Below are 15,020 nucleotides of genomic sequence, written 5' to 3'. Positions count from 1 at the left end.
GCCCAACGCCAACCTAATTCACAGTCCGTCAGCCAATCAGCACCGCGTACCGCGGTTTGATCACCCCGTCGATGAGCGCCAGCCGCTCATCGAACGGCAGGAACGACGACTTCATGGCGTTGATGGTGAACCGCTCCAGGTCGCTCCAGCCGTAGCCGAATGCCTCGACCAGCCGCAGCATCTCCTGGCTCATGGTGGTGTCGCTCATCAACCGGTTGTCGGTGTTCACGGTGACCCGGAACCGCAGGCGGGCCAACAGGTCGAACGGATGCTCGGCGATGCTGTTCACCGCGCCGGTCTGCACGTTGGAGCTGGGGCACAGTTCCAGCGGAATTCGCTTGTCCCGCAGGATCGCTGCCTGACTGCCCAGCTGTGCCTTCCCGTCGGCGCCCACCGTGATGTCGTCGACGATGCGCACCCCGTGGCCCAGCCGGTCCGCGCCGCAGAAGGCGAGTGCCTCGTGAATCGACGGCAGGCCGAACGCCTCGCCGGCGTGAATGGTGAAGCGCGCGTTGTTGCCTCGCATGTACTCGAAGGCGTCCAGGTGCCGGCTGGGCGGATACCCGGCCTCGGCCCCGGCGATGTCGAAGCCGACCACCCCCCGATCGCGGAAACGGATCGCCAGCTCGGCGATCTCGCGGGACCGGGCCGCGTGCCGCATGGCGGTGACCAAGCATCGCACCACGATGGTGCGGCCTGCGCTGGCGGCGGCCTTCTCGCCGTCGGCGAATCCGTCGAGCACCGCCTCGACCACGGCGTCCAGCGACAGCCCACGGTCGATGTGCAGCTCCGGCGCGAAGCGCACCTCGGCGTAGACGACGTTGTCCTCGGCGAGGTCCTCGACGGCCTCGTAGGCCACCCGGTGCAGCGCCTCCGGCGTCTGCATGACACCGACGGTATGGGCGAACGGCTCCAGGTAGCGCACCAGCGACCCGCTGTGCGCGGCGGTACGGAAGAACGTCGCGAGTTCGTCGACGTCAGAGGCCGGCAGGTCGTCGTACCCGAATTGGCCGGCCAGTTCCAGGACCGTGGCGGGGCGTAGCCCGCCGTCGAGATGGTCGTGCAACAGCGCCTTGGGTGCCTGCTTGATCAGTTCGAGGGTCAGCGGCGTGCTCATCTGTCCATCTTGCTCGCGTCGGCGGCATCCGGCAGGTCAGTTCACCAGCGCGTCGCCGGACCGCCACTAATCGATGCGGTCGATGATCAGCGGCCCGAGGTCGGGCGCCGTGTCGCCGACGATCCAGCCCCCGTCGAGTTCGCCCAGCGCCGTGGGCAGCCGCTCCGGGGTGTCGGTGTACAGCGTGAACAGCGTCTCGCCGGCGGCGACGGGTTCGCCGGGGCGGCGGTGGATACGCACCCCGGCGCCCAACTGCACCGGGTGCCCCGGTGCGGTCCGGCCCGCCCCCAGCCGCCAGGCGGCCATCGCCACGGCCATGGCGTCGATGTCACCCATCACACCGCCCGTCGACGCGGTGACGGTCTCGGTGTGCGCCCCGATGGGCAGCGGGACGCTCAGGTCACCGCCTTGGGCCGCGATCAGGCGGCGGAACCGGTCCATCGCCGTCCCGTCGCGCAGCGTCTGCGCCGGGTCCACCCCGTCGACTCCCGCAGCGTCGAGCATCGCGACAGCCAGTGCGAGCGTCAGCTCGACCACGTCGGCCGGACCGCCGCCGGCCAGGACCTCCAGCGACTCGGCGACCTCCACCGCGTTGCCGACGGTGTAACCGAGCGGACGGTTCATGTCGGTGAGCAGTGCACGGGTCGGCACCCCGTAGGAATTGCCGAGTGCCACCATCGTCGCGGCGAGCTCGCGGGATTCGGCTTCGGTCTTGAGGAAGGCACCACGACCGGCCTTGACGTCGAGCACCAGCGAACGCGCCCCTTCGGCCAGCTTCTTGCTCATCACCGAACTGGCAATCAGCGGCAGGGATTCCGTGGTGGCCGTGACGTCGCGCAACGCATAGATCTTGCGATCGGCCGGGGCGAGGTCGCCGGCTGCGAAGATCGCCGCACCGACGTCGGAAAGCTGCTGCCGGATGCGCTCTTTGGACAGTTCCGGGGTGAATCCCGCGATCGCCTCGAGTTTGTCGAGGGTGCCTCCGGTGTGGCCGAGTCCGCGGCCGGCCGCCTGCGGAACCGCTGCGCCACAAGCCAGTACCACCGGTACCAGTGGGATGGTGATCTTGTCCCCGACCCCGCCCGTCGAATGTTTGTCCACCAGAGGCAGACCCAGATCCGCGAAATCGAAGCGGTCCCCCGAGTCCACCATGGCTGCGGTCCAGCGGGTGATCTCGCCGGGTGTCATGCCCCGCAAGAAGATCGCCATCAGCAGTGCCGACATCTGTTCGTCGGCGACGCGGCCGTGGGTGTAGCCGTCGATCACCCAGTCGATGGCCTCGTCGGTGAGGATCCCGCCGTCGCGCTTGGCCCGGATCACCGAGGGTGCATCAAAGCTCATGCTCGCCACCCACTCGCTCCGGTCCTCGCTCGTGCCTCGCTGCGATCCTCACTCCCGCGCGGCTTCGGGCTCATGATCGCTCCAAATCCGCAGGTCCGAAGGCATCCGGAAGCAGTTCGGCGAGTCGGCGCGGGCCGGCTGGATGGTCGATCAGCAACTCGGGTCCACCGTGCTCGAGGAGCACCTGGCGGCACCGTCCACACGGCATCAGCGCCGCTCCGTCGGCGGCCACGCAACTGAGCGCGACCAGCCGTCCGCCACCGGAAGAAAACAGGACGCAGACCACAGCGCACTCCGCACAGAGACCCAGGCCATATGAGACATTCTCCACATTGCAACCGCGGATGATTCTGCCGTCGTCGACCAGCGCGGCAGCCCCGACCGGGAATCCCGAATACGGTGCGTACGCGCTCTTTGAAGCTTCGATTGCATTGTCCTGCAACAGCTTCCAATCAATTTCCACGCTCATGACACACTCCGCTGAACATGATCTGAATGCATTCCGAAGACCCGGCTTTCAGGGGCGGATTCCGATGTAGGTAACCCTAACTTTGTGGTAGAACGGCCACTTCGGGCTCCACGCTAGTTCTAAGTGGGCTCCATTTGGGTTTAGAGTCGCCCCGAGGTTTGGGGACGAATTACAGCCTTGTCCCCAGGCGTCCACCGATGGCGTTGGAGATGTCCGAAATGAGACCGCGAATATGACCCAGACGGCTGCGGATTCCGATACACCGGCACCGCGTTCCAAACCGGCACGTCGCCGCACCCTGTACCGCGGCGACCCAGGCATGTGGTCCTGGGTACTGCACCGGATCACGGGTGCCACCATTTTCTTCTTCTTGTTCGTCCACGTGCTCGACACCGCGCTGGTGCGGGTCAGCCCGGAGGCCTACAACGAAGTCATCGAGACCTACAAGACACCGATCGTCGGTCTCATGGAGGTCGGACTGGTCGCGGCGGTGCTCTACCACGCGCTCAACGGCATCCGCGTCATCCTCATCGACTTCTGGCAGCACGGTCCGCGCTACCAGCGACTGATGCTGTGGGTCATTGCCGGAATCTGGTTGGCCGTGATGATTCCCTCGCTGGGCGTCCTCGGCATGCACATGGCGGAGCGTTTCCTATGAGCCCGAGCACCGAGAACCCGTTCGACCACGTGAGCGAGCGCGGCGGACCGGCCCCGGTCATGCAGCGCAACTACGACCGGCCCGCCGGTCTGGACAATCCGCGCTCCCCGCGCCGTCCGGGCGGTATGCCCAACTTCGAGAAGTACGCCTGGCTGTTCATGCGCTTCTCGGGGATCGTGCTGGTCTTCCTGGCACTGGGCCACCTGTTCGTCATGCTGATGTGGCAGAACGGCGTGTACCGGATCGACTTCAACTACGTGGCACAGCGCTGGGCCTCGCCGTTCTGGCAGACCTGGGACCTGCTGCTGCTGTGGCTGGCCCAGCTGCACGGCGGCAACGGGATGCGCACCATCATCTCCGACTACGCACGCAAAGATTCCACCAAATTCTGGCTGAACACCCTGCTGGCGCTGTCGATTCTCTTCACGCTGGTGCTGGGTACCTACGTGCTGCTGACGTTCGACGCGAACATCGCCTGATCTTCTACATCGTGGAGCACTGAGAACATGATTGTTGAACACCGCTACGACGTCGTGATCGTCGGTGCCGGCGGCGCCGGTATGCGTGCCGCCGTCGAGGCCGGCCCCCGCGCCCGCACCGCCGTGCTGACCAAGCTGTACCCGACCCGCAGCCACACCGGCGCGGCCCAGGGCGGCATGTGCGCAGCCCTGGCCAACGTCGAGGACGACAACTGGGAGTGGCACACCTTCGACACCGTCAAGGGCGGCGACTACCTCGCCGACCAGGACGCCGTCGAAATCATGTGCAAAGAGGCCATCGACGCGGTCTATGACCTTGAGAAGATGGGGATGCCGTTCAACCGCACCCCCGAAGGCCGGATCGACCAGCGCCGGTTCGGCGGGCACACCCGCGACCACGGCAAGGCACCGGTGCGCCGCGCCTGCTACGCCGCCGACCGCACCGGCCACATGATCCTGCAGACGCTGTACCAAAACTGCGTCAAGCACGACGTCGAGTTCTTCAACGAGTTCTACGCACTCGACATCACCCTCACCGAGACCCCCGGCGGTCCCGTCGCCACCGGCGTCGTCGCCTACGAGCTGGCCACCGGTGACATCCACATCTTCCACGCCAAGGCGATCGTCTTCGCCACCGGCGGGTCGGGCCGGATGTACAAGACGACCTCCAATGCGCACACGTTGACGGGCGATGGACTCGGCATCATCTTCCGCAAGGGACTTCCCCTGGAGGACATGGAGTTTCACCAGTTCCACCCGACCGGTCTGGCGGGGCTGGGCATCCTGATCTCCGAAGCCGTGCGTGGCGAGGGCGGACGACTGCTCAACGGCGAGGGCGAGCGCTTCATGGAGCGCTACGCACCTACGATCGTCGACTTGGCCCCCCGTGACATCGTCGCCCGGTCGATGGTGCTCGAGGTGCTCGAAGGCCGCGGCGCCGGGCCGAACAAGGACTACGTCTACATCGACGTCCGCCACCTCGGTGCCGACGTCCTGGAGGCCAAGCTCCCCGACATCACCGAGTTCGCCCGCACCTACCTGGGCGTGGATCCGGTCACCGAACTGGTGCCGGTGTACCCGACCTGCCACTACGTCATGGGCGGTATCCCGACCAACGTCAACGGCCAGGTGCTGCGCAACAACACCACCGTCGTCCCGGGTCTGTACGCCGCCGGCGAATGCGCATGCGTGTCGGTTCACGGCTCCAACCGGCTGGGCACCAACTCGCTGCTGGACATCAACGTGTTCGGTCGCCGCGCCGGCATCGCCGCCGCGGAGTACGCCAACAACCACGGCCACGTCGACATGCCGGAGAACCCCGCCGACATGGTGGTCGGCTGGGTCGGGGACATCCTGTCCGAGCACGGCAACGAGCGGGTCGCCGACATCCGGGTCGCCCTGCAGCAGTCGATGGACAACAACGCCGCCGTGTTCCGCACCGAGGAGACACTGAAGCAGGCGCTGACCGACATCCATGCACTCAAGGAGCGCTACGCGCGAATCACGGTGCAGGACAAGGGCAAGCGCTACAACAGCGACCTGCTGGAGGCCATCGAGCTCGGCTTCCTGCTCGAGCTGGCCGAGGTCACCGTGGTGGGCGCGCTCAACCGCAAGGAATCGCGCGGCGGCCACGCTCGCGAGGACTACCCCAACCGTGACGACACCAACTACATGCGGCACACCATGGCCTACAAAGAAGGCACCGACCTGCTGTCCGACATCCGGCTGGACTACAAGCCGGTGGTGCAGACCCGTTACGAGCCGATGGAACGGAAGTACTGATGACCGCCGTCATTGAACCCGAGACCACGGGTCCCGACCTGCCGCCCGTGCCCGAAGGCGCTGTGATGGTGACGCTGAAGATCGCCCGGTTCAACCCGGATGATCCCGACGGCACCGGTTTCCAGAGCTTCCGAGTCCCCTGCCTGCCGTCCGATCGACTGCTCAACCTGCTGCACTACGTCAAGTGGTACCTGGACGGCACGCTGACCTTCCGCCGATCCTGCGCCCACGGCGTGTGCGGCTCGGACGCCATGCGCATCAACGGGGTCAACCGGTTGGCGTGCAAGGTGTTGATGCGGGATCTGCTACCCAAGAAGGCATCCAAGCCACTGACCATCACGATCGAGCCGATCCGTGGCCTGCCGGTCGAGAAGGATCTCGTCGTCGACATGGAGCCGTTCTTCGACGCGTTCCGTGCGGTGAAGCCGTTCCTGGTGACCACCGGCAATCAGCCGACGCGGGAACGCATCCAGAGCCAGACCGACCGTGCCCGCTACGACGACACCACCAAGTGCATCCTGTGCGCCTGCTGCACCACCAGTTGCCCGGTGTTCTGGAACGAAGGCTCGTACTTCGGGCCGGCGGCGATCGTCAACGCGCATCGGTTCATCTTCGACAGCCGCGACGAGGCCGCCGCCGAGCGTCTCGACATCCTCAACGACGTCGACGGGGTGTGGCGCTGCCGTACCACCTTCAACTGCACCGACGCCTGCCCCCGTGGCATCCAGGTGACTCAGGCGATCCAAGAGGTCAAGCGCGCCTTGATGTTCGCGCGGTAGTTCTTCTCTCTGCAGCCCAACGTGAGCTTGTGCGCGAAAACCCGATCGGGTCTCGCTCACAAGCTCACGTTCGTTTGGCCGCAGTCTGGCTAAACTCCCTCATGCCACACAGTCGATCCGCCCAGGACAGGCGGGCCGCCGACGTCGACTCCAAGATGCACCGGCTCGGACCCAAACTGCGCGCGGTCCGCACCGAGCGCGGCCTCACCCTGGACGCCGTCGCCAAAGAAGCGGGGCTGACCAAGGGCTTCCTCAGCCTCGTCGAACGCGACCAGACCACGGTGTCGGTCCCGAACCTGTTGCGGATCTGCGACATCCTCGGCGTGTCGGTGGGTTCGCTGTTCGACTTCCCCGACTCGACGATGGTCCGCAGTGGACAGGGCGCCCCGATGCAGATGGGCGGCAGCGGTATTCGCGAATACCTGCTCACCCCCGCGACCGAGAAGCACGTCCAGGTGATGCGGACCATCCTGGCTCCCGGCGGCGGTTCCGGCGGTACCTACACCCTCGATGCCGACACGACCGTCGCCGTCGTGATCCGGGGCAGTCTGCGCCTGGTGATCGATGATCTCGAGCTGGTACTGGGTGCCGGCGACTGCTACACCTTTTCGCCGCAGTCCGCCCACTCCTGGGAGAACGCAGACCCCACCGAGTGCGAAGTGATCTGGTCCATCGCTCCGCCGCTGGCCACCACCTCCTCGGCTCGCACGTAGGGCTGTCACACTTCGGTGGGCCGTCTCGTCTGACTGATATGACGACGAGAATCGCTCCGCTGCCCCCGAAACAAGCCGGCCTGTTCACCCGGTTTATGTACCGCTACGCCAAGCGGCAGTTCGGCGAGGTGCCCGAACCCTTCACCGTGGCCGCCCATCACCCGCGCCTGCTGGTGGCCAATGCGATGCACGAGATGCTGCTGCAGAGCGGGTCCAAGAAGCTGCCGCCCAGCGTCCGTGAGCTGGCGGTGTTCTGGACCGCGCGCACCGTCGGCTGCTCGTGGTGTGTGGACTTCGGTTCCATGCTCATGCGACTGGACAACTTGGACGTGGACCGCCTCAAGGCCATCGACGACTACGCGGCCTCGCCGGCGTTCAACGACGACGAGCGGGCCGCCATCGCCTACGCCGACGCCATGACCACCGATCCGCATACCGTCACCGACGAGCAGGTGGCCGACCTGCGCGCCCGGTTCGGCGATGCGGGCGTGATCGAGCTGACCTATCAGATCGGCGTGGAGAACATGCGGGCTCGCATGTATTCGGCGCTGGGCATCACCGAGCAGGGCTTCAATTCGGGCGACGCGTGCCGGGTGCCGTGGGCTGAGCGTCAGGCGCGCAACGGCGACGCCGTGAACTTGTCCGGATTGGCGATATCCCATACCGCGCAGACCAATCCATCGCGCACCGTCATCACCGTGACGCGTGGCAGCAGCTCGGGATATCCGTCGGCCGCGGGCAGCCCGGGCGTGTAGCTGCCGAGGTCACCGTTGATCAGCGCCAGCTGCGTCGCCGAAAGCCAGTTCGGCCCATAGCGTTTGGCCAAGCCGAAGAGGAACCGCGCGACTTTGTCCGGCCCCACGATGACCCGCGCCGCGGTGGGAGCGCGCCGATTCGAGTCGCCGGTGAAGGTGACGTCGGGATGCAGCAGCGCGACCACGGCCGCCATGTCGCCGGAGGCCATGGCCGCCATCAGGTTGCCGACCGTCTCGTCGTGCGACGAGTCCGGCGCCGGCGCGGACGCCACCGCACGGCGGGCACGCGACGCCAACTGCCGGGCCGCCGCGGGCTCGACACCCAGGACGTCGGCGATCTCACCGAACGGGACCGCGAACCCGTCGTGCAGCACGAAGGCGACCCGTTGATCCGGAGTCAGTTGCTCCAGGACGACCATCGCGGCGAACCGGGCGTCGTCGGCCGCCACCACCGCGGACAACGGATCGGCGGCGCCGAACCCGGTGACCACCGGCTCGGGCAACCATTCCCCGACATAGGTCTCACGCCGGTGCGCGGCCGAACGCAGGCGGTCCAGCCCCAGCCTGCTCACCACCGTGGTCAGCCAGGCCCGCAGATCGGCGATGTCGGTACCGGCGTTGTGCCAGCGCAGCCACGAGTCCTGGACGATGTCCTCGGCGTCGGCATAGGTACCGGTCAGCCGGTAGGCGACGGCCAGCAGGTGCGGTCGCAACGCCTCGAATTCGTCGGCCCGCTGCGCGGTGGTCACGGATGTCGACTGTAGTCGGCAGCCGGCTGCGCCTCAGCCGAGACGGAAACTCATTTCGTTGTTGACAAGCACCTCAACCACTGAAACCGTATTCTTCGGTCCTGAAATTTGAGCAATCGGTGCGGACAACCAAGTGACAAAGGGAAACCAGCCCTTCCCGACTTCGGGCAGTATGGAGTTCCCGACAAAAGGAGTGAGTGAAGATGAGCACGACGCAGTACGCGGTCGTCGATCCCTCGACCGGCAAGTTGGTGAAGGAATACCCCACCGCCACCGACGCCCAGATCGAGGCGGCCGTGGCGTCGGCCGCGAAGGCACACCGCGAGTGGTCGCGCGCCAGCACCGTCGCCGAACGGGCCGCGCTGATCCGGCGGGTGGCCGAGCTGCACGAGGAGCGCAAGGACGAACTGGCGCGCATCATCCAGCGCGAGATGGGCAAGCCGATGGACCAGTCGGTGGGCGAGGTCGAGTTCAGCGCCGCGATCTATCAGTACTACGCGGACAACGCCGAGAAGTTCCTCGCCGACGAGCCCATCACCCTGTTGGAGGGCGACGGCTCGGCACTCATCCGGCGCAGCTCGGTGGGCGTGCTGCTCGGCATCATGCCGTGGAACTACCCCTACTACCAGGTGGCGCGGTTCGCCGGCCCGAACCTGACGCTGGGCAACACGATCGTGCTGAAGCACGCACCGCAGTGCCCGGAGTCGGCTGCGGCGCTCCAGCAGATCTTCCTCGACGCCGGCTACCCCGAAGGCGCGTACGTCAACGTCTACGCCACCAATGAGCAGATCGCCGATGCCATCGCCGACCCACGCGTGCAAGGGGTTTCGCTGACCGGCTCGGAGCGCGCCGGTGCCGCCGTCGCCGAGATCGCGGGCCGCAACCTCAAGAAGGTCGTGCTCGAGCTGGGCGGTTCGGATCCGTTCATCGTTCTCAGTTCTGACGACCTCGACGCCACCGTGGACGCGGCGATCGACGGCCGCTTCGAGAACACCGGCCAGGCCTGCAACGCCGCCAAGCGCATCATCGTCGCCGACGCCGTCTACGACGACTTCCTGACCAAGTTCACCGAGAAGGTGCTCGCGAAGGCCGACGGGCTTGCTCCGCTGTCGTCGGTCGCCGCGGCCGAACGGCTCGAGGGCCAAGTGCAGCAGGCCGTCGAAGCGGGCGCGCAGCTGGTCAGCGAAGGCCAGCGCAACGGCGCGTTCTTCCCGCCGGGTGTGCTGACCGGGCTGCCGGTGGATTATCGCGAGGAACTGTTCGGTCCCGTCGCATCGGTCTACAAGGTGGCCGACGAGCAAGCGGCCGTCGAGCTGGCCAACGACACCCCGTTCGGTCTGGGCTCCTACGTCTACACCACCGACGATGAGCAGGCCAAGCGCGTCGCCGACAAGATCGAGGCCGGCATGGTGTTCGTCAATGCCGTTGGCGCAGAAGGCGTGGAGCTGCCGTTCGGTGGCGTGAAGCGGTCCGGCTGTCTCGGCCGTGATGATTACGGCTGAGACTCCACAAATCGCGCCTTAGCGCTTGGTGAAGATGGTTCGGTGCCAGTCCTTCTCGGCGGCACCGGTGATGTCGCTCATCACGTGCTTGATGGTGAGGTACTCCTCGAAGGAGTAGGCACTCATGTCCTTGCCGAACCCCGACGCACCGACACCACCGTGCGGCATCTCCGAGATGATCGGGATGTGGTCGTTGATCCACACGCAGCCGGCCTTGATCTCCCGGGACGCCCGCTGCGCGCGGTACACGTCCCGCGTCCACGCCGAGGCCGCCAATCCGTAGTCGGTGTCATTGGCCTGACGCAGCGCGTCATCGTCATCGGTGAAGGACCGCACCGCCAGCACCGGCCCGAAGATCTCGTCGCGCCAGACTTCCGACGACTCAGCGACGTCGGCGATCAGCGTGGGCCGGTAGAACGAGCCCGGCAGATCGGGGATGACACCGCCGGTGACGACGCGACCACCCTCACCGGGCGCCCGCGACACCATCGCAGCGACCTTCGAACGGTGTGCGGCGGTGATCAGCGGACCCAGATCGGTGTCGGGGTCGTGCGGGTCGCCGACGACGATCTTGCTCATCACCTCGCCGACCCCGGCGACGAAGTCGTCGTAGAGATCGCGCGCCACGATCGCGCGGGTGGCCGCCGTGCAGTCCTGTCCGGTGTTGATCAGCGACCCGGCGACCGCACCCTGGATCGCCGCGTCGAGGTCCGCGTCGTCGAACACGACGAAGGGCGCCTTCCCGCCGAGTTCCAGCTGGGTGCGGTGCCCGTGCAGGGCCGCGGCCGCCATCACCTTGCGGCCCACTGCGGTGGACCCGGTGAACGTCACCACGTCGACGTCGCGGTGCCCGGCCAGTGCGGTTCCGACGTCGGCACCCGAGCCGGTGACGACGTTGAGCACACCGGCGGGCAGACCGGCCTCGGTGGCGATGCGGGCGAGCGTGAGGGTGGTCAGCGGGGTGATCTCGGCCGGCTTGATGACGACGGCGCAGCCCGCGGCCAGTGCGGGGATGACTTTCCACACCGCCATCTGCAGCGGATAGTTCCACGGCGTGATGGTGGCGACGACTCCCACGGCCTCCCGGCGGATGCTCGAGGTGTGATCGGCCGAGTACTCGGCGCTCGCCTTGCCCTCCAAATGCCGTGCCGCACCGGCGAAGAACGCCACATTGTCGACACTGCCCGGAACGTCGAACTCGGTGGCCAGACGCACCGGCTTACCGCACTGGGCCACTTCTTCGGCGATGAACGTCGCGGCGTTGGCCTCCATCAGTTCGGCGAGCTTGGCCAGCACGCCGGCCCGCTCGACAGGCGCGGCCTTGGCCCAGCCGGGCTGTGCGGCGCGGGCGGCGGCGACGGCGGCGTCCACGTCGGCAGGAGTGGCCAGCGCGTATGTCGACACCACGTCCCCGGTGGCCGGACTGACCACCGCGAACGGCTGACCCCCCGTCTTCACCGCCCGGCCGTTGATCCAGCTACCAGCGACAACAGGGGCTTCAGTGATGGTCACGAAGGACCACGCTACCCGAGGTCTGCTGCGCATTCCACCGGTTGAAGACACGTAAAACGCGCGATTTCATGGAAATGGTTGCTTCAAACTACGGATTCCGTGCACAATGAAGGTCATGTCGAACCCAGATTCACAGCCCGGCGGCTCCGCCGTCTCCCTGCGAATCAACCACTCCCGGCCCGGTGCGGCGTTCCAACTCGACGAACTGTCGAAGTCGATCATCGAAAAGCTGCAGCAGGACGGGCGTAGGTCGTACGCGGGCATCGGTAAGGCCGTGGGCCTGTCCGAAGCGGCGGTGCGGCAGCGCGTCCAGCGCATGGTCGACGCGGGTGTCATGCAGATCGTCGCCGTCACCGACCCCATGCAGCTGGGCTTCGCACGCCAGGCGATGATCGGCATCCGCTGCACCGGAGACACCACCAAGGTCGCCGAAAAGCTTTCTGCCATCGAATCTGTCGACTATGTGGTGCTCACCGCGGGCACGTTCGACGCAATCGTCGAGGTCGTGTGTGAGGACGACGCCGACCTGCTCGACCTACTCAACACCAAAATCCGTGCCGTACCAGGGGTGATATCGACCGAGACTCTCGTTTATCTCAAACTCGTCAAACAGCAATACAACTGGGGCACGCGATGACAACAACTGATGTAGCACAATCACTCTCAACCGATCTGGCCGCCAAGGCCAAACGGCACCTGTGGGGGCATTTCGCCCGCCACGGCGCCGACATCACCCCGCCGATCATCACCCGCGGCGAGGGCGTCACCATCTACGACGACCAGGGCAAGAGTTATATCGACGGACTGTCGGGCCTGTTCGTCGTCCAGGTCGGCCACGGTCGTGAGGAACTCGCCGCAGCAGCGGCGCGCCAGGCCGAGCAGCTGGCCTTCTTCCCGCTGTGGTCCTACGCCACCCCGGTGGCGATCGAGCTGGCCGAGCGGCTGGCCAATTACGCGCCGGGTGACCTCAACCGGGTCTTCTTCACCACCGGTGGTGGTGAAGCGGTGGAGAGCGCCTGGAAACTGGCCAAGCAGTACTTCAAGCTGACCGGTAAACCCGGTAAGCACAAGGTGGTTTCGCGTTCGATCGCCTACCACGGCACCCCGCAGGGCGCGCTGGCCATCACCGGCATCCCCGCGTTCAAGGCTCCGTTCGAACCGCTCACGCCGGGCGGTTTCCGCGCGCCGAACACCAACTTCTACCGCGCGCCGGAGGCGTACGCGCACGACGAGAAGGCGTTCGGACGGTACTGCGCCGACCGCATCGCCGAGGCCATCGAGTTCGAAGGCCCGGACACGGTGTGCGCGGTCTTCCTGGAGCCGGTGCAGAACGCCGGCGGCTGCTTCCCGCCGCCGCCCGGATATTTCGAGCGGGTCCGCGAGATCTGCGACGAATACGACGTGCTGCTGGTGTCCGACGAGGTGATCTGCGCCTACGGCCGCATCGGTTCGATGTTCGCCTGCGACGACTTCGGCTACGTTCCTGACATCATCACCAGCGCAAAGGGTTTGACGTCGGGCTACTCACCGCTGGGCGCGATGATCGCCAGCGATCGGCTGTTCGAGCCGTTCAACGACGGCAAGACGGTGTTCGGGCACGGCTACACCTTCGGTGGGCACGCGGTCTCGTCCGCCGTGGCGCTGGCCAACCTCGACATCTTCGAACGCGAGGGCATCAACGCCCACGTCAAGGAGCAGGCGCCGGTGTTCAAGGCCACCCTGGAGAAGCTCTACGACCTGCCCATCGTCGGCGACGTCCGCGGTGAGGGTTTCTTCTACGGCATCGAACTCGTCAAAGACAAGGCCACCAAGGAGACGTTCAACGACGAAGAGTCCGAGCGGTTGCTGCGCGGCTTCCTCACGCCCGCGCTGTGGGAGGCCGGTCTGTACTGCCGCGCCGACGACCGTGGCGACCCAGTGGTGCAGTTGGCTCCCCCGCTGATTAGTGGGCAGAAGGAGTTCGACGCGATCTACGACATCCTGCACGGGGTGCTCAGCGAGGCCGGGCGCCTGCTGTAGGTCATCGACGTTCAGCGGCCGGGCGGGAAACCGCCCGGCCGTTGTCATCTCCGGACTAGCGTCGATCCCGTGCCTGCCGCATCAGCCAAACCCGCGATCCACCCCGTCCGCTGGCAGCCGCCGCCGGTCGATCCGCTGCCCGAATTCCCGCTTCCCGAGCTCACCATCGTGCCCGTTCCCGGGCACGCGCCCGAGGATGTCGTCGTCGACGCGGCCGGTGCCCTGTGGACCGGGCTGGACGACGGCCGGATCGTGCGCCTTGCCCCGGACCTGATCCCCCGGTCGCTGCGCTCTCCCCCGCAAGCGGGAGGTACCCCCAGCCCGCCGGAACCGACGGTCGTCGCCGACACCGGCGGCCGCCCGCTCGGACTGCACGTCGCCCGCGACGGCCGGCTGCTGATCTGCGACAGTCACCGTGGGCTGCTGGCGCTGGACCCCGCCAACGGCGAGCTGACCACGCTGACCAGTACGGCCGCCGGCCACACCCTGAAATTCTGCTCCAACGTCACCGAAACAGACGACGGCACAATCTATTTCACCGAGTCGACCAGCGACTACCACTACGAGTGGTTCAAGGCTGCCGTCCTGGACGCCCGCGGCACCGGCGGCCTGTACCGGCTGGACCCCGGCGGCACCGTCACCACTTTGGTCTCAGGGCTGTACTTCGCCAACGGCCTCACCCTGACCACCGACGGCTCCGCGCTGGTGTTCGCCGAGACGCAGGGCCGCAGGCTGTCGAAATACTGGCTGACCGGTCCGCAGGCCGGCACGGTCACCGCGCTTGCCCAGCACCTGCCCGGGATGCCGGACAATATCTCCACCGGCAGTGACGGCCGGATCTGGGTGGCACTGGTCTGCCCGGTCAACGCGTCGGCCGAGTGGCTGGCGCCGCGCGCCCCGGCGCTTCGCCAACTGGTGTGGCGACTGCCCGAGGCGCTGCAGCCCAAGCTGCCGTCGGAGGTGTGGGCGGTGGCCTTCGACCCGGACTCCGGCGCAGCGGTCGCAGGCCTGCGTGGAACCGACCCGCGGTTCGGTCAGGTCACCGGACTGGTCGAGCGCGACGGCCGCCTCTGGCTGAGCACCATCGGCTCGAACGCGCTTGCGCACTGCGCCCTACCCGAGTAACGCAAACCCCACCAGTCACA

The 15,020-nt window shown here is 66.7% G+C and carries 14 protein-coding genes and 1 pseudogene; 10 read left to right on the top strand and 5 right to left on the bottom strand.

The genetic code is table 11. The features are described 5' to 3' along the window. Nucleotides 1-28 precede the first annotated feature (28 nt). The 3 genes from AC1DY7_RS22230 to AC1DY7_RS22220 form a co-directional block, all read right to left on the bottom strand. The gene (locus AC1DY7_RS22230; protein WP_477495884.1) at nucleotides 29-1,117 is read right to left on the bottom strand and encodes an adenosine deaminase; all 1,089 of its coding nucleotides are present in this window, start codon (nucleotides 1,115-1,117) and stop codon (nucleotides 29-31) included. Nucleotides 1,118-1,183: 66 nt separating this feature from the next. Continuing rightward, nucleotides 1,184-2,458: a thymidine phosphorylase gene (locus AC1DY7_RS22225; protein WP_477495883.1), complete on the bottom strand. Its 1,275-nt coding sequence runs from the start codon at nucleotides 2,456-2,458 to the stop codon at nucleotides 1,184-1,186. Nucleotides 2,459-2,528: 70 nt separating this feature from the next. Then, nucleotides 2,529-2,927 carry a cytidine deaminase gene (locus AC1DY7_RS22220; RefSeq protein WP_477495882.1) on the bottom strand — a complete coding sequence of 133 codons (399 nt, stop codon included), beginning with the start codon at nucleotides 2,925-2,927 and terminating at the stop codon, nucleotides 2,529-2,531. 232 nt (nucleotides 2,928-3,159) lie between these two features. Between AC1DY7_RS22220 and sdhC the strand changes: the two genes are divergently transcribed. The 6 genes and pseudogenes from sdhC to AC1DY7_RS22190 form a co-directional block, all read left to right on the top strand. Continuing rightward, on the top strand, nucleotides 3,160-3,585 hold the full coding sequence (gene sdhC, locus AC1DY7_RS22215; RefSeq protein WP_477495881.1) for a succinate dehydrogenase, cytochrome b556 subunit: 426 nt from the start codon (nucleotides 3,160-3,162) through the stop codon (nucleotides 3,583-3,585). After that, nucleotides 3,582-4,064 carry a succinate dehydrogenase hydrophobic membrane anchor subunit gene (locus tag AC1DY7_RS22210; RefSeq protein WP_477495880.1) on the top strand — a complete coding sequence of 161 codons (483 nt, stop codon included), beginning with the start codon at nucleotides 3,582-3,584 and terminating at the stop codon, nucleotides 4,062-4,064. The genes sdhC and AC1DY7_RS22210 overlap by 4 nt, the downstream gene beginning before the upstream one ends. Nucleotides 4,065-4,091: 27 nt before the next feature. After that, nucleotides 4,092-5,846 carry a succinate dehydrogenase flavoprotein subunit gene (sdhA, locus tag AC1DY7_RS22205; RefSeq protein WP_477495879.1) on the top strand — a complete coding sequence of 585 codons (1,755 nt, stop codon included), beginning with the start codon at nucleotides 4,092-4,094 and terminating at the stop codon, nucleotides 5,844-5,846. Further along, a complete protein-coding gene (locus AC1DY7_RS22200; RefSeq protein WP_477495878.1) occupies nucleotides 5,846-6,625 on the top strand; it encodes a succinate dehydrogenase iron-sulfur subunit in 780 nt (259 codons plus the stop codon). Before sdhA ends, AC1DY7_RS22200 begins: the two co-directional genes overlap by 1 nt. 101 nt (nucleotides 6,626-6,726) lie before the next feature. Further along, entirely contained in the window at nucleotides 6,727-7,338 is a 612-nt protein-coding gene (locus tag AC1DY7_RS22195) for a helix-turn-helix domain-containing protein (protein WP_477495877.1), read from the top strand. Beyond that, nucleotides 7,263-7,943, top strand: a pseudogene (locus tag AC1DY7_RS22190) (carboxymuconolactone decarboxylase family protein); the annotation flags it as partial. The gene AC1DY7_RS22195 and the pseudogene AC1DY7_RS22190, both read left to right, overlap by 76 nt. 5 nt (nucleotides 7,944-7,948) lie before the next feature. On the opposite strand, the gene AC1DY7_RS22185 reads toward AC1DY7_RS22190, so the two are convergent. Further along, entirely contained in the window at nucleotides 7,949-8,842 is an 894-nt protein-coding gene (locus AC1DY7_RS22185) for a sigma-70 family RNA polymerase sigma factor (protein WP_477495876.1), read from the bottom strand. 203 nt (nucleotides 8,843-9,045) lie between these two features. On the opposite strand from AC1DY7_RS22185, the gene AC1DY7_RS22180 reads away from it, so the two are divergent. Next, entirely contained in the window at nucleotides 9,046-10,344 is a 1,299-nt protein-coding gene (locus AC1DY7_RS22180) for an NAD-dependent succinate-semialdehyde dehydrogenase (RefSeq protein WP_477495875.1), read from the top strand. Between the two features lie 18 nt (nucleotides 10,345-10,362). On the opposite strand, the gene AC1DY7_RS22175 is transcribed toward AC1DY7_RS22180, so the two are convergent. After that, the gene (locus tag AC1DY7_RS22175) at nucleotides 10,363-11,856 is read right to left on the bottom strand and encodes a gamma-aminobutyraldehyde dehydrogenase (protein ID WP_477495874.1); all 1,494 of its coding nucleotides are present in this window, start codon (nucleotides 11,854-11,856) and stop codon (nucleotides 10,363-10,365) included. Between the two features lie 106 nt (nucleotides 11,857-11,962). Here AC1DY7_RS22175 and AC1DY7_RS22170 point away from each other — a divergent pair, with 106 nt between their 5' ends. The 3 genes from AC1DY7_RS22170 (at nucleotide 11,963) to AC1DY7_RS22160 (ending at nucleotide 15,000) form a co-directional block, all read left to right on the top strand. Beyond that, complete coding sequence (locus AC1DY7_RS22170; RefSeq protein WP_477495873.1) at nucleotides 11,963-12,493, top strand: Lrp/AsnC family transcriptional regulator; 531 nt, start codon at nucleotides 11,963-11,965, stop codon at nucleotides 12,491-12,493. Beyond that, entirely contained in the window at nucleotides 12,490-13,875 is a 1,386-nt protein-coding gene (locus tag AC1DY7_RS22165; protein WP_477495872.1) for an aspartate aminotransferase family protein, read from the top strand. The genes AC1DY7_RS22170 and AC1DY7_RS22165 overlap by 4 nt, the downstream gene beginning before the upstream one ends. Before the next feature lie 69 nt (nucleotides 13,876-13,944). Continuing rightward, nucleotides 13,945-15,000 carry an SMP-30/gluconolactonase/LRE family protein gene (locus AC1DY7_RS22160; protein ID WP_477495871.1) on the top strand — a complete coding sequence of 352 codons (1,056 nt, stop codon included), beginning with the start codon at nucleotides 13,945-13,947 and terminating at the stop codon, nucleotides 14,998-15,000. The last annotated feature ends 20 nt before the right edge of the window (nucleotides 15,001-15,020 follow it).

This window comes from Mycobacterium sp. P2_H7, from assembly GCF_056403275.1.
The sequence above is the reverse complement of the archived record's forward strand: the minus strand, read 5'-3'. Positions and strand labels throughout refer to the sequence as shown.

What these genes read in the sequence shown, in the direction of transcription:
- AC1DY7_RS22230 (WP_477495884.1), bottom strand. Translation starts at nt 1,117, where the DNA reads ATGAGCACGCCGCTGACCCTCGAACTGATCAAGCAGGCACCCAAGGCG.
- AC1DY7_RS22225 (WP_477495883.1), bottom strand. Translation starts at nt 2,458, where the DNA reads ATGAGCTTTGATGCACCCTCGGTGATCCGGGCCAAGCGCGACGGCGGG.
- AC1DY7_RS22220 (WP_477495882.1), bottom strand. Translation starts at nt 2,927, where the DNA reads ATGAGCGTGGAAATTGATTGGAAGCTGTTGCAGGACAATGCAATCGAA.
- sdhC (WP_477495881.1), top strand. Translation starts at nt 3,160, where the DNA reads ATGACCCAGACGGCTGCGGATTCCGATACACCGGCACCGCGTTCCAAA.
- AC1DY7_RS22210 (WP_477495880.1), top strand. Translation starts at nt 3,582, where the DNA reads ATGAGCCCGAGCACCGAGAACCCGTTCGACCACGTGAGCGAGCGCGGC.
- sdhA (WP_477495879.1), top strand. Translation starts at nt 4,092, where the DNA reads ATGATTGTTGAACACCGCTACGACGTCGTGATCGTCGGTGCCGGCGGC.
- AC1DY7_RS22200 (WP_477495878.1), top strand. Translation starts at nt 5,846, where the DNA reads ATGACCGCCGTCATTGAACCCGAGACCACGGGTCCCGACCTGCCGCCC.
- AC1DY7_RS22195 (WP_477495877.1), top strand. Translation starts at nt 6,727, where the DNA reads ATGCCACACAGTCGATCCGCCCAGGACAGGCGGGCCGCCGACGTCGAC.
- AC1DY7_RS22180 (WP_477495875.1), top strand. Translation starts at nt 9,046, where the DNA reads ATGAGCACGACGCAGTACGCGGTCGTCGATCCCTCGACCGGCAAGTTG.
- AC1DY7_RS22170 (WP_477495873.1), top strand. Translation starts at nt 11,963, where the DNA reads ATGAAGGTCATGTCGAACCCAGATTCACAGCCCGGCGGCTCCGCCGTC.
- AC1DY7_RS22165 (WP_477495872.1), top strand. Translation starts at nt 12,490, where the DNA reads ATGACAACAACTGATGTAGCACAATCACTCTCAACCGATCTGGCCGCC.